The organism is Mesorhizobium sp. CNPSo 4671, assembly GCF_057784245.1.
Window position 1 is genome coordinate 332,026 of record NZ_JBWLUW010000006.1, and the last position, 18,990, is coordinate 351,015.

Genomic DNA, 18,990 nt, shown 5'->3' on the forward strand with positions numbered 1-18,990 from the left:
TCAGCGGCCGAAGTCGTCGGAACTGAGGCGGGTCCAGCGGTCGCCCATCAATCCTCCGATGAAGATGTCGCCGGAACGCACCGCTTGCGCAACCTCAGGAATGCGCGAGCGTACCATCGTTCCCCCGGCATAGCGGAAGAAAACATTCTTGTAGCTGAAGAGTTGCGGCATGAACCTGGTCTGCGTCTGCCCGATAATGCCTGCGCAGCCCATATTCCACGCGTCCGCGATCAGACTATCGAGGGTCGCGCCCCAGTGCGATCCGGAGGCCTGGATTTGCAACAGGTTCGCCATGCCGCCGGCTTGACCGTAGAAAGCGTAGCAACCGAGCATTTTACCGGCTTCGTCGTAGGTCCCACTGAAATGAAGCGGGCCGTCGGCCCGCTTCTCGGCCGCCAGCGCGAGCAGCCGTGGCAGTTCGCCATCCTGCCAACGCGGCCGAAGCGCGTAATCGGACACAAGGGTCGGCAACCGCTCCGCAAATTGCGCGGCATCCATCGGCTCGCGATGGACCCGGTGTGACGATGAATGCTGGACGGACGGCTCGAACCTTTTTCTCGTAAAAGGATCGAATGCCCTGGCGCAAGGATCGAATACGAAGCGAGACAGGCCCGGCCATTTGCCGCGCACCACGGCGGAGGCCACCGCGGCAGGGCGAAAAATGCGGGTCCACCCCAGACAATGCACCGGCAGGAGCTGGTATTTCAACGGACGCGCGAAAGCCAGGGATACCCGGTTGGCCGAATCGGTCAGATGCAGATCGAATCCGCCTTGATGCACGGCACGCAGCAATTGCGGTCCGGCCGATCCGTGATCAGTGCCGGTGTCGGCCATGAGCGGACCGATGATCGCCGCATTCAATGGCGCTCCGTTGAGCTCGTAGCGGGCTTTCAGGACACCGAGGAAGCCACCCAGATCGCCCTGCGGGTTGATCTGGACAAGCGCGTTGCTCTCACCAGGCTGGCCGGCAGCATCAAGATAGATCTTCTTCATATACTCGGCCGTCTCCGCGATCGCGCGATCGCGGAGATGACGCCGACGCCGGCGAAACTTCGTCAGGAAGAGTGCGGCGACGCGCTCGAGATCTTCGGCAACTAGCGGCCGAACCGAGCCGTGGTGGGTCGCCAGCACCGACGGCGCGGCCACCTTTTCCACACCGGTATCTTCGGAAGCAAGATGCATCGTGAAGCCGAAATCCTGCGCTGACCAATCTGATCCCAGAGCAAGGGCTTACGCCCCCTGGGTTGCTTTTGAGTAAATATGCAGCAACCAGTGGTAGAAAAGACGTGTTGTGCCCTGGCATTATAAACTACGTCTAAACTGCCGGGATGCCGCAAGATGCCGCGTAGGTCACTCTGGCTGACAGCGACTGATGGAGTTGGCCTCCGGCCGAAGCCGGAGGCCAACTCAGTTCAGACGACCAGTCCCTTGGTCAGCTCGAGCGCCTGGCGCTCGAACAGGCGGCGGTAGATGCCGCCCTTCAGCCTGATCAGCTCGTCATGCGAGCCTTCCTCGACGATGTTGCCGCTGTCGAAGACAAGCAGCCGGTCGAGCGCCCGGACCGTCGACAGCCGATGTGCGATGACCAGCGTGGTGCGGCCGACCATCAGCCGTTCCATCGCCTGCTGGATCAACACTTCCGATTCCGAATCGAGGCTCGACGTCGCCTCGTCCAGGATCAGGATGCGCGCATCGGCCAGGAAAGCACGCGCGATCGCCACGCGCTGACGCTCGCCGCCCGACAATTTAACGCCGCGTTCGCCGACCAGCGTGCCGTAGCCTTTCGGCAGGCTGGTGATGAAGTCATGCGCACTCGCAAGCCTGGCGGCATGCTCGATCTCCTCCTGCGTTGCGCTTGGCCTGGCATAGGCGATGTTCTCGGCCAGCGAGCGATGGAACAGGATCGGCTCCTGCTGGACGATGGCGATCTGCCCGCGCAGCGATGCTTGCGCCACCTGCGAAATATCCTGGCCGTCGATCAGAATCTTGCCCGCATTCACGTCATAGAGCCGCTGGATGAGCTTGACGAAGGTCGTCTTGCCCGAACCGGAGTGACCGACGAGCCCGACCCGCTCACCCGGCGCGATATCGACCGAAAAGTCGCGATAGAGCGGCGACCGGTGATTGCCGTAGTGGAAGGTGACGTTGTCGAAGCTGATGGCCCCTTGCGTGATCCGGATCGGCCTGGCGCCGGGCCGGTCCTCGATGCCGAGCGGTTCGGACTGGAAATCGACCAGTTCCTCCATGTCGTTGATCGAACGCTGCAGATTGCGGATATGCGTGCCGATATCGCGCAAATAACCTTGCAGCACGAAGAACGAGGTGAGCACGAAGGCGACGTCGCCGGCGCTGGCCTGCCCCCACGACCACAAGAGCAGCGACAGGCCGATCACCGCGGCGCGCATGACCAGCAGCAGCGCCCCTTGCGTGGTGCCGTTGATGGTGCCGCGCACCCAGGTGCGCCGCGTGCGCGCCCGCCATTTGGCGACAACCTTGGCAAGGCGGCGCTCTTCGCGCTCCTCGGCGCCAAAGCCCTTGACCACAGCGTTGCAGCTCACCGCGTCGGCGAGCGAACCGCCGAGGCGCGTGTCCCAGGTGTTGGCGAGCCTTGCCGCCGGCGCGACATAGCCAAGCGACAGCATCCCCGTCACCATGATGAACAGCACCGAACCAGCGGCCACGACCACACCCATCAGCGGCCAGAACCAGCCGAGCAGCAGCGTCGAGCCGACAAGCATGACCACGGACGGCAGCAGCGCGATCAGGATGGTGTCGTTGAGCAGGTCGAGCGCCCACATGCCGCGCGTCACCTTGCGCACGGTCGAGCCAGCAAACGAGTTGGCGTGCCAGTCGGTGGAAAAGCGCTGAACGCGATGGAAGGCATCGGCGGCGATGTCGGCCATCATCTTCAGCGTCAGTTCGACGATGCCCATGAACGCCATGTTGCGCAGCACGACGCCGGTCAAGGCGAGCGCCATCAAAATAGAAAACGCCGTCATCGCGGCATTCCAGGCAATGGCGTCCGCGCCGGCGCTGCTGGCGACAGCATCGACCAGCCGGCCGGAATAGAGCGGCGTCAGGACGTCGGCCAGCGTCGACAGCAGGAAACCACCCATGATCAGCGAAAGCCGCCAAGGCTGGCGCCGCCAATGGGTGAGCGTGAAACCAAGAACGCTGCGAAAGGCGCTCGCGCGCAAATCGATCTTGAAACGAGCCATGATGTCATTCGGGCGCAAACGAGCCCGATCCCAAGTAAGGTCGAAAATTGAAGAAGCCGCGCAAGGGGCAAATGATTGCCCAGAAGCGGAGTGGCATATCTTGGCGTCACGCCCGTAATCGGGCGGCGACCGGCATCGGCATAAGCCTGTGCTCAATCCGGCTACGATGCAAAGGATGGACCTTCGCCGAGCGCCGGATGAGACCTAGGCTTCGCGGCCTCGCATTACCATGTGAAATACTGCCATTCGGACCTCCCGCAAATGAATCGCGGAACGGTCCTTATAGAGACGCCCCTACGCATCGCCAAGACTGGCTCGCGCCAAAAGCCTATCTGGTCCAACCACTGCGGTTATTTTGCAACAACGGGAAACGCGCTTACCCGCGATCCCTGAAACGGTTGGTGATGGGGTAGCGGCGGTCGCGGCCGAAATTCTTCCGGGTGATCTTCACACCGGGTGCGGCCTGCCGGCGCTTGTATTCGGCGATATAGAGCAGGTGCTCGATGCGCGTCACCGTTGCCCGGTCATGGCCGCGCGCGACGATGTCGTCGACGCCCATCTCGTTTTCGACCAGGCATTCGAGGATATCGTCCAGCACCGGATAGGGCGGCAGCGAATCCTGGTCGGTCTGGTTCTCGCGCAATTCCGCCGACGGCGCCTTGTCGATGATGTTCTTCGGGATGACCTCGCCCGAGGGCCCGAGCGCACCCGGCGGCACATGGCTGTTACGCCAGCGCGACAGCGCGTAGACCTGCATCTTGTAGAGGTCTTTTATAGGATTGAAGCCACCATTCATGTCGCCATAGAGCGTGGCGTAGCCCACCGACATCTCGCTCTTGTTGCCCGTCGTGACCACCATCGAGCCGAACTTATTGGAGATCGCCATCAGGATGGTGCCGCGCGCGCGGCTCTGCAGGTTCTCCTCGGTGATGCCTTCCTTGGTGCCCTCGAAGAGCTGCGTCAGCGTGTGCAGAAAGCCTTCCACCGGCTCGAAGATCGGCACGATGTCATAGCGGCAGCCGAGCGCCCGGGCGCAATCCTCGGCATCCTTCAGTGAATCCTTCGAGGTGTAGCGGTAGGGCATCATCACCGCGCGCAGCCGCTCCTCGCCGAGCGCGTCGACGGCAAGGGCAGCGCAGATCGCCGAATCGATGCCGCCGGACAGGCCGAGCACCACATTCTTGAAGCCGTTCTTGTTGACGTAGTCGCGCAAGCCCAGCATGCAGGCGCGATAGTCGGCCTCCTCCCGCTCGGGGATCTTCGACATCGGCCCTTCCGAGCAGACCCAGCCGTCCTCCCGGCGCTTCCATGTGATGACGTCGACCGCTTCCTCGAACTGGCTCATCTGGAAAGCCAATGTCTTGTCGGCGCCGATGGCGAACGACGCGCCGTCGAAGATCAGCTCGTCCTGGCCACCGAGCTGGTTGGCATAGGTGATCGGCAGCCCGCATTCGATCACCTGGCGGATGACCACCTGGTGACGGACATCGATCTTGGCGCGATAGTAGGGCGAACCGTTCGGCACCAGCAGGATTTCCGCCCCGCTTTCCGCCAGCGATTCGCAAATGCCGACATCGCCCCAAATATCTTCGCAAATCGGGATGCCGATGCGCACGCCGCGGAAATTGACGGGGCCTTGGATCTCTAGCCCTGCCTGGAAGACGCGCTTCTCGTCGAACTCGCCATAGTTCGGCAGGTCGAGCTTGTAGCGTTCGGCCAGGATTTTGCCGCCATCGGCGACGATGATCGAATTGTGCGTGCCGCTCTTGCGCTTCAGCGGCGTGCCGATGATGACGCCCGGGCCGCCATCGGATGTATCGGCGGCAAACTCCTGCGCCGCCTTTTCGCAAGCCTTCAGGAAGGCCGGCTTCAGCACCAGATCTTCCGGGGGGTAACCGGCCAGGAAAAGCTCGGTATAGAGCACGAGATCGGCGCCCTGGCGCGCGGCATCCGCCCTCGCCTGGCGGGCCTTTGCGAGGTTGCCGGCGACATCGCCGACGGTCGGGTTGAGCTGGGCGATCGCGATACGCAGGATGTCGGGCTTCTTGGTCATGCCTGCCGGTTTAGCGCGCCAAAATTCGCCGAGCAATGGCGTTCGTTTGGACCAATTCGGACCGAATGATGTGGGTCATCCGCGTCCACAGGGACGATCAGTCGTCGCCCATATATTCGCGCAGCGACTGCGGCGAATGGTTCTCGCCGATCGACATCGCCAGGATGCGCGAAATGTGCCGGCGCGGCAGGCCCGTGTCGGCCACCCATCGATTGATCTGAGCCTGAATCTTGTCGAGGTCCTTCTTCGATGTCGGGCTTTCGGCGATATCGAGGCCAGCATCGCGCAATGCTGCCGCCATGTCGGCCGAAATGACAAAGGCATCCCAGCCCAGCCAGCGCAGGAAATACTGGCCGGTATTGCCGCCCAGCCGGCTGCCATGCTTGCCGAGATAGGCCATCAGCCCGACCTGGTCGCCGGCAGGCCAATTGGCGAGGAATTCACCGAAGCTGCCATGCTCCTTCGACACGCGTTCGACGAAAGCGGCGTTGTCGCGCACGGATTTGATCTTCTGCGGGTTGCGCACAATGCGTTGGTCGGAAGCCAGATCGTGCCAGAAATCGTCGGGCTGGAACAACAGCCGCTTCGGCTCGAAGCGCAGAAACGCCTCTTCGAAACCCGGCCATTTTTGTTCGATGACCCGCCAGACAAAACCGGCGGCAAAGATCCGCTCAGCCATCGTCGAGAGAATGCGACCGTCCGGAATATCGGCGACGGCGGCATTGTCAGGCACCGGCCCAAGCAGCGTCGAAAGCTCCGCCTCGCCGCCCTTGCGTTTTGCCGCGCGCAGACGAATTTTCTGGAAATCGGCCATGGATCCCTCGCTGTTGGCTTGAATGTACCACTTCCCGCGAGGCCCGGCAGCCTCTACGTCTATCTCCACTGACGACGGAGACGGCCATGTACAAGACAATCGACGATCTGGCGAACCGCTGGCTCAAGCGACGGCCGGACGGCCTCAGCCCACTCGAAAACCGGGTGCTGCAATCGACGCTCGAGCGCACGACGATCTCCAGGGACACCAACAAGGCCGTCGCCTTCCACCAGACCTTCGGCGACCGCCTCGCCGATACGATCGCCCGCATCGGCGGCTCCTGGTCGTTCATCCTGGGTTTCTTGGCTTTTCTGGTCCTTTGGACCGTTGGCAATGTCTGGCTTTTGACGCGCGATGCCTTCGATCCCTACCCGTTCATCTTCCTCAATCTGGTGCTGTCGATGGTCGCCGCTCTGCAGGCGCCGGTGATCATGATGGCACAGAACCGCCAGACTGAACGCGACCGCATCGATGCCGCCCATGACTACGAGGTCAATCTGAAGGCCGAGATCGAGATCATGGCGCTGCACGAAAAACTCGATGAACTGCGCCACAGCCAGATCATCGGCATGCGCGACGAGATCGTGCGGCTGGCCGAGATGGTCAAGCGCATTGACGAGAGGCTGGCGCAGCAGCAGTCGGCTTCATGACCGAAGCCATCCATCATTTCATCGAACAGTATGGGCTGCTGGCCGTCTTTCTCGGCTGTGTCGCCGAAGGCGAAAGTGCCGCCATCCTCGGCGGCTTCTTCGCCCACCAGCATGTTTTCGTGCTCTGGCATGCCGTTGCCGCGGCAGCACTCGGCGCCTTCGTCGGCGACACCTGTTTCTTCATCCTCGGCAGGAGTTTCGCCGACAACCGGCATGTCGTCAGGTTGCGCGGGCGGCCCGGCTTCCGCCGCGCCTATCGCTTGCTCAACACCCACCCCAATATCTTCGTGCTGTCGAACCGCTATGTCTACGGCATGCGTCTGGTCGGCGGCATCGCGGCCGGCCTTTCGGCCACAGCAGCACCACGTTTCGTCATCCTCAACGCCATCTCATCGGTGATCTGGGCGGTGCTGTTCAGCTCAATCGGCTACGTTTTCGGGTTGGGCGCCGAGCACTTGGTCGGCCAGGCGTTGCTGCGCCACGAACGGCTGCTGATCGGGCTCGGCATCGGCCTCACCGTGGCCGTGCTCGCCTGGCTTGCCGCCCGCCACATCGCCAAGCGCGAGCGCGGCCGGGAGCAGTGATGCCGCCAGCCTCTATGGTCGCACGGAAGGTCAGATCGGAAAGCCGGTGATCCGCTCGATGAGGGCGATGCCCCAGACACCGGCGACGATGACCACCGAAATCAGCACAGCCAGCGAACCGCAATCCTTGGCCAGTTGGATGTCGACATTGAACTCGCGGCTGAAGGCATCGCAGGCGGCCTCGATGCCGGTATTCAGCACCTCGACCATGATCAGCAACAGCACCGCGCCGATCAGCAAGGCATAACCACGCCAGGACACCGAAACAAACCACCCGGCCGGCAAGGCCAACGCGAGCAGCATCAGTTCCTGCTGGAAGGCCTTCTCGCTGACGGCCAGTTTGCGAAACGCCCGCACCGAATTGATAAAAGCGTCGATCAGCCGCTGCATGCCCAAACCTCTTTCCGGATCACCGGCACGAGATAAAGCAATGGCCCGATCAAGGGAATAAGGCGTCTCGTCCAAAATTCATCCAGCGACCGCTATCGAAGGCGTTGACTTTTCAAACTGCGGCAGCCCGTCGTCGATTGAATAATAGTCGCCCTTGTCACCAACGAAGATATGACAGTCGCCCGTGAGACCTGTCGGCTTGTCGAACGCTCCCGCCATCACCGAAATATAGTCTTGAGCCCTTGGCTTCCAGAAAAGCACGGACCCACATGTTCTGCAGAAGCCGCGCCCGGCGAAAGCGGACGCTTCATACCAGGTGATGCTCTCCGAGCCTTCGATGACGATATCGGCGTTGGCAACATTGGTCGCGGCATAGAAATGCCCGCTCTGCTTCCTGCACTGCGAACAATGACAGTAAACGACCCCCCGAAGCGCTCCACTTGTTCGGAAGCGGACCGCTCCGCACAGGCATGATCCCTGGTGACTGTCGCTCATTCGGCGCTCCTTCAAGAAACCTCGTCCAGCATCTTTGCCAGGATTCCAGCTTTGCGGTGGTCACGCGCAAGCAAATGCGACATCGATTGGCGTGGTGAATTCGAAATCCAGTTTCATTTCCAGAAGCGCGCCGTGCGGATTTCAAATTCAAAGCCGCCAAACTGGGTGTTGTCAGGCGACGTCGGTGCAAAAATTCATGCTTCTACAGCCACAGGTGGCGAAAAACCTGTGGAAGCCGCGCGGATTAAGGAAACTTTAGCGCTGCTGCAACTATGGTCACGCCAAGCGAAGGTCGCGGGTGGGGACACGCCTCGTCGCAAGATGTTCTGGACTATCGGTCGCGCTCCCCAGCTCGGCGATCAATGGAACCCGCAAATTCCGCGCCGGGATCCGAGGGGAAGAGTGAATCAGACATGCAGCCGGCAGCCGCCACGACCGAAAGAAGCACCGACATCGCAGCCACGGTTGTCACGACCATGCGCCAGCTTGGCGTACTCGGCCTGCCGCGCAACTATGAAATCTTCTACGAGGCATTGAGCGGCACCAATCGCGAGCTCAGCCTCGCCGTCGTGTCCTTGAGCAACCGGCCGACGCAGGACGAGCTGGATCAGATCGGGCGCGCCTTCTTCGCCCAGAACCACGGCCCCGGCATCGTCGAGCATGCCCGAGACGTCATCGCCAGGGAGCTCGAGGAGGTCGCGGCGCTGTTGCGGAGCGAGCGCAGCCACATCGAAAAATACGGCAGGATCCTGGATGAAACATCGAGCGGCTTGAGCAATCGCAGCCTGCTCTCGCAGGACCTCTTGCAGAAGATCGCCAACGCCATGGCCGTCGCCACCAATTCGACGATCGATCACGGTCGACAGATCGCCTCGACTCTAAGCGACAAGACGGCCGAACTCGAGAACGTCAAGTTGAAACTCGAGGAATACAAGCGGCTGGCCAACACGGATCCGTTGACCCAGATCTGGAACCGCCGCGCCTTCGACAAGGAAATCACCCGGATCTACAACAGCAACAAGGGCATCCTGTTCAACGCCCTGATCCTTGCCGACATCGATCGGTTCAAGGATATCAATGACCGCTACGGCCATCCTGTAGGGGACAAGATCATCCAGATCATCGCCGAGATTTTCCAGACCAGCATTCGCGGCGACATGTTCGTCGCCCGCACCGGCGGCGAGGAGTTCGCACTGATCGTCGAGGGCGCCAGCGAAGATGCCACCTACGAGATCGCGGAGCGCATTCGCGCCCTTATCGAGCAGACGCCGTTCACCAGCAGCCAGACCGGCATGAATTACGGCACGGTGACGGTCTCGATGGGCATCTGCATGGCGTCGGAGGCTGAAGGGCCGGAAGACCTCTACACCAAGGCCGACCGGGCGCTCTACCGGTCCAAGGTCAGCGGCCGCAACCGCGTCACCAAACATTCGACGATGGCCGGCCGCGCCGGCAAGAGCTGGTTGCTCTACAAGAAGGACTGACGCCTCCTTCCGATTGCGCCCGTAAGGGCGGGAGCGCAAACGATCAGCTGAAAATGGAGAAGGCGCCGGGTTTCCCAGGCGCCTTTCCTTTATCGGTTGAATGGTCCGGAATTAGCCGTTCACGGCCTGCTTGTGCTGTACCGGGTGGCTCTTCTTCAGCAGGTCCGACACCAGGAAGGCCAGTTCGATCGCCTGGTCGGCATTGAGGCGCGGGTCGCAATGGGTGTGGTAGCGGTCCTGCAATTCCTCGGCCGTGATGGCGCGGGCGCCGCCCGTGCATTCGGTGACGTTCTTGCCGGTCATCTCGACATGGATGCCGCCGGGATGCGTGCCTTCGGCGCGGTGCACCTCGAAGAAGGTCTGCACTTCCTTCAGGATGCGGTCGAACGGCCGCGTCTTGTAGCCGGCGGCCTCGATCGTGTTGCCATGCATCGGGTCCGACGACCACACCACGCTGCGGCCTTCTTTCTCCACCGCGCGCACCAGCTTGGGCAGATGGTCGGCGACCTTGTCCGAGCCAAAGCGGGCGATCAGCGTCAGCCGGCCGGGCTCGTTCTCGGGGTTGAGCAGGTCGATCAGTTCCAGCAGGCCGTCCGGCGTCAGCGACGGACCGCATTTCAGGCCAAGCGGGTTCTTGATGCCGCGGCAATATTCGACATGCGCGTGATCAGGCTGGCGGGTGCGGTCGCCGATCCAGATCATGTGGCCCGAGGTGGCGTACCAGTCGCCCGAGGTCGAGTCGACGCGGGTCAGCGCCTCCTCATAGCCGAGCAGCAGCGCCTCATGGCTGGTGTAGAAATCGGTCTCTCGCAGCGCGTAGTTGGTCTCCGAGGTGATGCCGACGGCCTTCATGAAGTCCATCGTCTCGGTGATGCGGTTGGCGAGCGACTCGTATTTCTCGCCCTGCGGGCTGTCGGCCACGAAGCCGAGCATCCAGCTATGCACGTTCTCCAGGCTGGCATAGCCACCCTGCGCGAAGGCGCGCAAAAGGTTGAGCGTCGCCGCCGACTGGCGGTAGGCCATTTCCTGGCGGGCGGGGTCGGGAATGCGCGACTTCTGATCGAATTCGATGCCGTTGATTATGTCGCCGCGATAGCTCGGCAGCGTCACCTCGCCCTTGGTCTCGTTGTCGGACGAGCGTGGCTTGGCGAACTGGCCGGCAACGCGGCCAACCTTCACCACCGGCTGTGCGCCGGCAAAGGTCAGCACGACCGACATTTGCAGGAAGACGCGGAAGAAGTCGCGGATGTTGTCAGCGCCATGTTCGGCAAAGCTTTCGGCGCAGTCGCCCCCTTGGAGCAGGAAGGCTTCACCGGCAGCGACGGCTGCCAATTGCTTCTTGAGCTTGCGTGCTTCACCGGCAAAGACCAGCGGCGGAAAGGTGGCGAGTTGGGCTTCGGTGCTCTTCAGCGCGGCAAGGTCCGGATAGGCAGGAACCTGCTTGATCGGCTTTGCTCTCCACGAATTCGGCGACCATTTCGTCATCGCTGCACCCAACGCTCTTTCCGGCAAGCACCCTCGCCTGCCATTTCCCGCCCCTATATGGGGTGGCGGCTCCATACACGAAGCCGATTTCCTATTCTAGACCGGAATTTCAGCGCTGGCGAATGGGTCGGGTGGGCTATGCCGCCTTCTCGACCAGCCTTGCCAGTTGTGTCATCACCACCGCCGAGCCCGCCAAGCGCTTGTCCGGCGTCGGCCAATCGCGCACGAAGACGACGCTGTGATCCGGCCGGATCTTGGCCAGCGAGCCCTGCTCGCCGATGAACTTGACCAGGCCGACCGGATTGGAGAACTCACGCTTGCGGAAATGGATGACGACGCCCTTCGGCCCGGCATCGAGCTTCTCGACATTGGCCTTGCGGCAAAGCGCCTTGATGAAGACGATCTTCAAGAGATGCTTGACCTCGTCCGGCAGCGGGCCGAAACGGTCGATCAGTTCGGCACCAAAAGCGTCGATCTCCTCGGTGTTTTCGAGGTCGCCGAGACGGCGGTAGAGCGCCAGCCTGAGCTGCAGGTCAGGCACATAGCTTTCCGGGATCATCACCGCGGTACCGACGGCGATCTGCGGCGACCAGCCGCCATCCTGGACCTCGCCGGAATCCTTCACCTCGGCCACGGCCTCCTCCAGCATCTGCTGATAGAGCTCGAAGCCGACCTCCTTGATATGGCCGGACTGTTCTTCGCCGAGAAGATTGCCGGCGCCCCTGATATCGAGATCGTGGCTGGCGAGCTGGAAACCGGCGCCCAGCGTGTCGAGCGATTGCAGCACTTTCAGCCGGCGCTCGGCGGTGTCGGTCAGCTTGCGGTTGGCCGGCAGCGTGAACAGCGCATAGGCGCGCACCTTGGAACGGCCGACGCGGCCACGCAGCTGGTAGAGCTGCGACAGGCCGAACATGTCGGCGCGGTGGATGATCAGCGTGTTGGCGGTCGGGATGTCGAGGCCGGATTCGACGATGGTGGTCGACAGAAGCACGTCGTACTGGCCGTCGTAGAAGGCATTCATGATGTCGTCGAGCTCGCCCGGCGGCATCTGGCCATGGGCCACCGCCACTTTCAGCTCCGGGACAGATTCCTTCAGGAAATCATGGATTTCCGACAGATCACTGATACGCGGCACGACATAGAAGGAATGCCCGCCGCGATAACGCTCGCGCAGCAGCGTCTCGCGAATGACCAGCGGATCGAAGGGCGAGATGAAGGTGCGCACCGCCATGCGGTCGACCGGCGGCGTGGCGATCAGCGACAGCTCGCGCACGCCCGTCAGCGCCAGCTGCAAGGTGCGCGGAATCGGCGTCGCCGACAGCGTCAGCACGTGGACATCGGCCTTCAGATCCTTCAGCCGTTCCTTGTGCTTGACGCCAAAGTGCTGCTCCTCGTCGATGATCAGCAGGCCGAGATTCTTGAACGAGATGGCGGAGCCGAGCAGCGCATGGGTGCCGATGACGATGTCGACCTGGCCTTCGGCGATGCCCTTTTTGGTTTCCGCCAGTTCCTTGGCGCCGACCAGCCGCGACGCCTGGGCGACGCGAATGGGAAGGCCGGAGAAGCGCTGCGAAAACGTCTTGAAATGCTGCCGTGACAACAAAGTCGTCGGCACCACCACCGCGACCTGGAACCCTTCCATCGCCGCGATGAAGGCGGCGCGCAGCGCCACTTCGGTCTTGCCGAAGCCGACATCGCCGCAGATCAGCCGGTCCATCGGCTTGCCGGCGCCAAGATCGTCGCGCACCGAGTCGATCGCCGTCTGCTGATCGTCGGTCTCCTCATAGGGGAAACGGGCTGAGAATTCGTCATAGAGGCCTTCGGCCGGCACCAGCGCCGGCGCGGCACGCATCTGCCGCTCGGCGGCGATGCGGATCAGTTGCCCGGCCATGTCGAGCAGGCGCCGTTTCAGCTTTGCCTTGCGCGACTGCCAGGCGCCGCCGCCCAGCTTGTCCAGCGTCGCCTCGGCTGTATCAGAGCCATAACGCGACAGGAGCTCGATGTTTTCCACCGGCAGGAACAGCCGGTCATCGCCGGCATAGTGGATTTCCAGGCAGTCATGCGGCGCGCCGACCGCCTCGATGGTGCGCAGGCCGATGAAGCGGCCAATGCCATGGTCGGCATGGACGACGATATCGCCGGCCGACAAGGCCGAAGCCTCGGCAATGAAATCGGAAGCGCGCTTCTTGCGCTTGGAACGCCGGATCAGCCGGTCGCCCAGAATGTCCTGTTCGGCGACGACGACCAGCTTTTCAGTTTCGAAGCCGGATTCGAGCGGCAGCACAGCCAATGCCGCCTGCCCCGGCTCAAGCTGTTCGGCTTCCGCCAGTGTTTCGACCTGCTTGAGATTGCCGAGATGATGTTCGGTGAGGATCTGGCCAAGCCGGTCGAGCGAACCTTCGGTCCAGCCGGCAATGACGACGCGGCGGCGCGCCGCGCGCTCGTCGGCGATATGCCTCACGACGACATCGAAGACATTGACATTCGGGTCGGCGCGCTCCTCGACGAAGCTGCGGCCATGGCGCGAGCCGGCGTGGTAGACCTTTTTCGCGCCGGCATCGGGCGCATCGAAGGGCGTGAAGTCGATCGCTTCGCGCGGCCCGAGCGAGGCGATCAGGTTTTCCGGCGAGAGATAAAGCAGGTCCGGCGCCACCGGCTTGTACGGCACGGCATCCTTCAAGGCGGCGTCGGCCTGCTTCTTGCGCGCCTCGTAATGGTCGAGGATCAGCGTGTGGCGCTCGGCCAGCGCTTCATGCGCCAGATGGTCGAAAATGACTGGCGTGTCAGGCAGATAGTCGAACACGGTTTCCAGCCGCTCGTAGAAGAACGGCAGCCAGTGCTCCATGCCGGCGAAACGCCGCCCTTCGCTGACGGCCGCATAAAGCCCGTCGTCGCGCTGCGGCGCGCCAAAGGCATCGATGTAGGAGCGGCGGAAGCGGCTGATGGTTTCGGGTGTCAGCGCCACTTCGCTCATCGCCTGCAGCGCCATCGACTTGCGCTGGCCGGTGGTGCGCTGCGTGGCGGCGTCGAAGACGCGGATCGATTCCAGCGTGTCGCCGAAGAAGTCGAGCCTGAGCGCCTCGGTCCAGCCGGGCGCGAACAGGTCGAGAATGCCGCCGCGTACCGCGAATTCGCCGATGCCGCGCACCGTCGGCACGCGCTCGAAGCCGGAAGTTTCCAGCCGCGACACCAGCGCGTTCATGTCGATCTGGTTGCCGGGCCTGGCATGAAAGGTCTGTGCCTCGACAAGGTCGGCCGGCGGAATGCGCTGCAGCAGCGCATTGGCCGTGGTGAGGATGACGGCGCGGTGCGGCTTCTTCGCCAGCGCGATCATGGCGGTGAGCGCATCGAGACGCTTGGCGGCGGCATCCGAGCCGGGCGAGACGCGATCGTAGGGCAGACAATCCCAGGCCGGCAGCTCCAGCACCGGCAGGCCGGGCGCGGCGAAGGCCAGCGCCTCAATGATTGCCGGCAGGCGTTGGCCGTCGCGCGCCACGAACAGCACCGGCTTGTCGGGCGCGATCTCATGGATCGCCTGCACCAACGCAAAGGCTTCATAGCCATCGGCGACACCGTCGACGATGAACTGGCCGGCACGGCCTTTCGGCAGACCGATTTTGGGGATGAGGCTCATGATTGCACGTTTAAAATGTCATGGTCCGGCGGGACGCCAGGATCTTTTGCAGGACTGCACAGTCGATATCCGCCGGCACAGGGATTTCGCCCGTGATCAGCGGCAGGAAGTCGGTGTCGGGAATATCGAGAAGCCCTTCATATTGGTCGATTTCCTCAGCCGTCAAGGCGCCGATCTCGGCGTCGGCAAAGGTGCCGAGGATCAGATCCATCTCGCGCATGCCGCGATGCCAGGAGCGGAACAACAGCTTGCGGCGGCGGGCGTCCAGCCCCTCGCTTGATCGTTTCGTTCCGGTCATTGTGCCGCATCCTCACTTGCTGCGGCGCATATAGCGTGGATAGAAGGGGCTGTCAGCCTTGCGCTGAGGCCGTCGCGACATAAGCTGACATCATGCGTCCTTCCATCCTCGATCCACTGTTTGTTCCGATCACTTCGCTCGCCGGCGTCGGGCCGAAGGTTGGCGCGCTGATCGAGAAGGTTGTCACGGCTGATCTTGGTGATCGCGCCGCGCGCGCGGGCGACCTGCTGTTCGTGCTGCCGCACACCGTGATCGACCGCCGCAGCCGGCCGGGCATCGCAGGGTCCGCGGAAGGCCAGATCGTCACGCTCGACGTGCGCATCGACCGCCACCTGCCGCCGCCGCGCGGCAACCGGTCGGTGCCCTACAGGGTCTATGCCCATGACGACACCGGCGAAATCGGCCTGACCTTCTTCCATGCACACGCCGCCTACCTCGAAAAGGCAATGCCCGTTGGCGAGCATGTCGTGGTCTCGGGCCGCATGGAATGGTTCAACGGCCGCCCGACCATGGTCCACCCCGACCATATCGCGCTGGCCAGCGAGGCGGAAGACCTGCCGCTGGTCGAACCGGTCTATCCGCTGACCGCAGGGCTCTCGGGCAAGGTTCTGCGCCGGGCCATCGGCCAGGCGCTGGCACGTTTGCCCGAACTGCCGGAATGGCAGGACGGCGCTTTCATGCGCCGGCACACCTTTCCGACCTTTGCCGACGCGCTGACCCGCATCCACAATCCGGCCGACCCGATCGATGTTTCCATCGACGGTGCCGCCTGGCGGCGTCTTGCCTATGACGAGTTGCTGGCGGGCCAGGTCTCGCTGGCGCTGGTGCGGTCAAAGATCCGCCGCCTGTCCGGCCGCCCCCTGATCGGCGACGGCCGCATCGTCGAGAAACTGCGCGCCGCACTTCCCTACTCGTTGACCGCAAGCCAGGAATTCGGGCTCGCCGAAATCAATGCCGACCTTGCCGACCCCGAGCGCATGCTGCGGTTGCTGCAGGGCGACGTCGGCTCGGGCAAGACGGTGGTTGCACTGCTCGCCATGGCGCGCGCCGTCGAGGCTGGAGGCCAGGCGGCGCTGATGGCGCCGACCGAAATCCTGGCGCGCCAGCATCTGGCGACGATCGCCCCCCTCGCCGCCAAGGTTGGGCTGCGCATCGCCATCCTGACCGGCCGCGAAAAGGGCCGCGAACGCACCGACACGTTGGCTGGTCTCGGAAGCGGCGAGATCGACATCGTCGTCGGCACCCACGCGCTGTTCCAGGAGACGGTGACATTCCACGATCTGGTGCTGGCCGTCATCGATGAGCAGCACCGCTTCGGCGTCCATCAGCGGCTCGCCATCACCGCCAAGGGCGATGCGCCCGACATGCTGGTGATGACCGCCACGCCCATCCCGCGCACGCTGGTGCTGACCGCTTTCGGTGACATGGATGTGTCGAAACTGACGGAAAAACCGGCCGGCCGACAGCCAATCCGGACCGTCACGCTGCCGCTGGAACGGCTCGACGAACTAGTCGCCCGCATGGAGGACGCTGTCGCCGGCGGCCAGAAAATCTACTGGATCTGTCCGCTGGTGGAAGAATCCGAAGAGATCAAGCTGATGTCGGCCGAGGATCGCTTCGCCTCGCTGAAACCGCTGTTCGGCGACCGCATCGGCCTCGTCCACGGCCGCATGAAGGGCGCCGAGAAAGACGAGGCGATGCGCGCCTTCAAGGAGGGCGAAACCCGCATCCTGATCGCCACCACCGTCATCGAGGTCGGCGTCGACGTGCCCGACGCCACCGTCATGGTCATCGAACATGCCGAGCGTTTTGGCTTAGCCCAGTTGCACCAGCTGCGCGGGCGCGTCGGGCGCGGCGACAAGCCCTCCTCTTGCGTGCTGCTCTACAAGGATCCGCTCGGCGAGACGGCAAAACGCCGGCTGTCGGTGATGCGCGAGACCGAGGACGGCTTCCTGATCGCCGAGGAAGACCTGAAATTGCGAGGCGAAGGCGAGCTTCTGGGCACCCGCCAGTCCGGCACACCGGGCTTCCAGGTGGCGCGCATCGAGGCGCACGCCGATCTCCTGGAGGCCGCCCGCGACGATGCCAGGCTGATCCTGTCGCGCGACCCGGAGCTGCAATCCGACCGCGGCGAAGCGTTGCGCCTGCTGCTCTATTTGTTCGGCCGCGACGAAGCCGTGCGGCTCCTGCGCGCCGGATGAGGCCCTAGCGGCGGATTGGCGACCGCTCCGTTGATCGGCTCACCGTTCAGCGTCACCAACTTGGTCTTCACCTCGGGCGCCACGAGCCCGGCCGAAACGATCAGCTTGGCACCGTCCTCGATCGTCATGTCGAGCAGCACAATGTCCGACTTCGGCACATACATGAGAAAGCCGGTGGTCGGGTTCGGCGTGCATGGCATGAACACCGCGATCAGCGGATCGCCTTCCTGATCGAGCTTCTCATTGATCTCGGTTTCCTTCTCGCTGGCCACGAACACCAGCGACCAGACGCCCTTGCGCGGATATTCGACCAGCCCGACCTGGCGGAACATGTCGCCCTTGTTCGACAGCACGGTCTCGAAAATCTGCTTCAGCGAGCCATAGATGCCGCGCACCAGCGGCATGCGGCCAAGCAGGCGCTCGCCGAAACCGACAATGGCGCGGCCGACAATGTTGGCGGTGAGAAAACCAATCAGCGTGATCAGGATCAGCGCGACGATCAGCCCGAAACCCGGAACCGGAAACGGCAGATAGGTGTCGGGGCTGTAACGTGCCGGAATATAGGGTTTTACCCAGGAATCGACCCAGCCGATGAACGACCAGGCGATATAGGCGGTGATCGCCAGCGGCGCGCAGACGACGAAGCCCGTGAGGAAATAGTTCCTCAGCCGGGTCATGCCGGAGGTCTTGGGAGCATCGGACATGGTTCACCGGAGCGCGGGTTGCAGCGCAACATTAGTGAACCGGAAGGCCGTTTGGAACTGCGAAGTTTTTAAAAGGACTCGCTCTATGGCGCGGCTCCCAGTGTTCCAGATGGAAGCTGCTTCCGTTCGCGATTAGCCGAAACATCCGTCGCTTCGTCATCCACGGGCGGAGCAAGGAGCGAAGCGACGCGGCGCAGCCCGAGGATCCTTGCCGGGACGCGGGCCAAAGAATGCAACCCGTCAAGATGGTCGGCGGATCGTTCAGCCCGCTATCCTTCGCTCATGCGGGCTATGTCTACTGCGAGCCGGAGCGAACCGATCGAAAGTCCAATCCAGAATGGTTTCGAGCTTTCCGCAGGGCTGGGTGGTAGGCCCAGGTTCTGCAGCGCTTTGATCCGTCAAAACCGTCGCGGCATGGATCCCCGGGTCTGCGCAGGAGCTTCGCTCCTGCTCCGCCCGAGGATGACGAAAGGATGAGTCCTACTCCACCGTCACGGATTTCGCCAGATTGCGCGGCTGGTCGACGTCGGTGCCCATGAACACGGCGGCGAAATAGGCCAGCATCTGGATCGGCAGCGCGTAGATGATCGGCGAGATGATTTCCGGCACGTCCGGCAGGATAATCGTCTCCATCGTCTTGACGCTTGAGTGTGCCGCGCCCTTGGCGTCGGTGATCAGGATGATCTTGCCGCCGCGTGCCGCCACTTCCTGCATGTTCGACACGGTCTTCTCGAAAATGCGGTCATGCGGCGCAATCACGATGACCGGCATGTTCTCGTCGATCAGCGCGATCGGCCCGTGCTTCAATTCGCCGGCGGCATAGCCCTCGGCGTGGATGTAGGAGATTTCCTTGAGTTTCAGCGCGCCTTCCATGGCCAGCGGGAAATTGGTGTCGCGGCCGAGATAGAGCACGTCCTTGTAGCGCGACAGTTCGCGCGCGATGCGCTCGATCTGCTCTTCGAGCTTGAGCACCTGGTTGG

The 18,990-nt window shown here is 62.9% G+C and carries 15 protein-coding genes; 4 read left to right on the forward strand and 11 right to left on the reverse strand.

Going from position 1 to position 18,990, the window contains the following annotated elements; all coding sequences use genetic code 11:
- The 4 genes from AC04SF_RS19705 to AC04SF_RS19720 form a co-directional block, all read right to left on the reverse strand.
- Positions 1-1,182 carry a hypothetical protein gene (locus AC04SF_RS19705; RefSeq protein WP_488479166.1) on the reverse strand — a complete coding sequence of 394 codons (1,182 nt, stop codon included), beginning with the start codon at positions 1,180-1,182 and terminating at the stop codon, positions 1-3.
- 230 nt (positions 1,183-1,412) lie between these two features.
- The gene (locus AC04SF_RS19710) at positions 1,413-3,218 is read right to left on the reverse strand and encodes an ABC transporter ATP-binding protein (protein ID WP_488479167.1); all 1,806 of its coding nucleotides are present in this window, start codon (positions 3,216-3,218) and stop codon (positions 1,413-1,415) included.
- Between the two features lie 376 nt (positions 3,219-3,594).
- Positions 3,595-5,271 (reverse strand): NAD+ synthase, encoded by a 1,677-nt coding sequence (locus tag AC04SF_RS19715; protein ID WP_488479168.1) that lies wholly within the window; start codon positions 5,269-5,271, stop codon positions 3,595-3,597.
- Between the two features lie 97 nt (positions 5,272-5,368).
- The gene (locus tag AC04SF_RS19720; RefSeq protein ID WP_488479169.1) at positions 5,369-6,085 is read right to left on the reverse strand and encodes a DNA-3-methyladenine glycosylase I; all 717 of its coding nucleotides are present in this window, start codon (positions 6,083-6,085) and stop codon (positions 5,369-5,371) included.
- 86 nt (positions 6,086-6,171) lie between these two features.
- Here AC04SF_RS19720 and AC04SF_RS19725 point away from each other — a divergent pair, with 86 nt between their 5' ends.
- A complete protein-coding gene (locus AC04SF_RS19725) occupies positions 6,172-6,735 on the forward strand; it encodes a DUF1003 domain-containing protein (protein WP_488479170.1) in 564 nt (187 codons plus the stop codon).
- The gene (locus tag AC04SF_RS19730; RefSeq protein ID WP_488479171.1) at positions 6,732-7,319 is read left to right on the forward strand and encodes a DedA family protein; all 588 of its coding nucleotides are present in this window, start codon (positions 6,732-6,734) and stop codon (positions 7,317-7,319) included. Before AC04SF_RS19725 ends, AC04SF_RS19730 begins: the two co-directional genes overlap by 4 nt.
- A gap of 30 nt (positions 7,320-7,349) precedes the next feature.
- Here the strand turns inward: AC04SF_RS19730 and AC04SF_RS19735 are convergent, their stop codons facing one another.
- Together AC04SF_RS19735 and AC04SF_RS19740 are read right to left on the reverse strand one after the other, a co-directional pair.
- Complete coding sequence (locus AC04SF_RS19735; protein WP_488479172.1) at positions 7,350-7,709, reverse strand: diacylglycerol kinase; 360 nt, start codon at positions 7,707-7,709, stop codon at positions 7,350-7,352.
- A gap of 78 nt (positions 7,710-7,787) precedes the next feature.
- Positions 7,788-8,204, reverse strand: coding sequence for a GFA family protein (locus AC04SF_RS19740; RefSeq protein WP_488479173.1), 417 nt, complete (start codon positions 8,202-8,204; stop codon positions 7,788-7,790).
- 413 nt (positions 8,205-8,617) lie between these two features.
- Between AC04SF_RS19740 and AC04SF_RS19745 the strand changes: the two genes are divergently transcribed.
- Positions 8,618-9,688 carry a GGDEF domain-containing protein gene (locus AC04SF_RS19745; RefSeq protein WP_488479174.1) on the forward strand — a complete coding sequence of 357 codons (1,071 nt, stop codon included), beginning with the start codon at positions 8,618-8,620 and terminating at the stop codon, positions 9,686-9,688.
- 111 nt (positions 9,689-9,799) lie between these two features.
- On the opposite strand, the gene AC04SF_RS19750 is transcribed toward AC04SF_RS19745, so the two are convergent.
- The 3 genes from AC04SF_RS19750 to AC04SF_RS19760 form a co-directional block, all read right to left on the reverse strand.
- Positions 9,800-11,173, reverse strand: coding sequence for a class II 3-deoxy-7-phosphoheptulonate synthase (locus tag AC04SF_RS19750; protein ID WP_488479175.1), 1,374 nt, complete (start codon positions 11,171-11,173; stop codon positions 9,800-9,802).
- A gap of 136 nt (positions 11,174-11,309) precedes the next feature.
- Positions 11,310-14,807, reverse strand: a complete 3,498-nt coding sequence (mfd, locus tag AC04SF_RS19755; protein WP_488479176.1) for a transcription-repair coupling factor — start codon at positions 14,805-14,807, stop codon at positions 11,310-11,312.
- A 10-nt stretch (positions 14,808-14,817) separates the two neighbouring features.
- Positions 14,818-15,105, reverse strand: coding sequence for an FAD assembly factor SdhE (locus tag AC04SF_RS19760; RefSeq protein ID WP_488479177.1), 288 nt, complete (start codon positions 15,103-15,105; stop codon positions 14,818-14,820).
- A 92-nt stretch (positions 15,106-15,197) separates the two neighbouring features.
- Here AC04SF_RS19760 and recG point away from each other — a divergent pair, with 92 nt between their 5' ends.
- Entirely contained in the window at positions 15,198-17,306 is a 2,109-nt protein-coding gene (gene recG, locus AC04SF_RS19765) for an ATP-dependent DNA helicase RecG (protein ID WP_488479178.1), read from the forward strand.
- On the opposite strand, the gene AC04SF_RS19770 is transcribed toward recG, so the two are convergent.
- Positions 17,258-18,010 (reverse strand): DUF502 domain-containing protein, encoded by a 753-nt coding sequence (locus AC04SF_RS19770; protein WP_096446494.1) that lies wholly within the window; start codon positions 18,008-18,010, stop codon positions 17,258-17,260. The two genes, recG and AC04SF_RS19770, sit on opposite strands and share 49 nt — an antisense overlap.
- 480 nt (positions 18,011-18,490) lie before the next feature.
- Positions 18,491-18,990 (reverse strand): SIS domain-containing protein (locus tag AC04SF_RS19775; protein ID WP_488479179.1); only part of this gene is annotated, 500 nt, incomplete at its 5' end.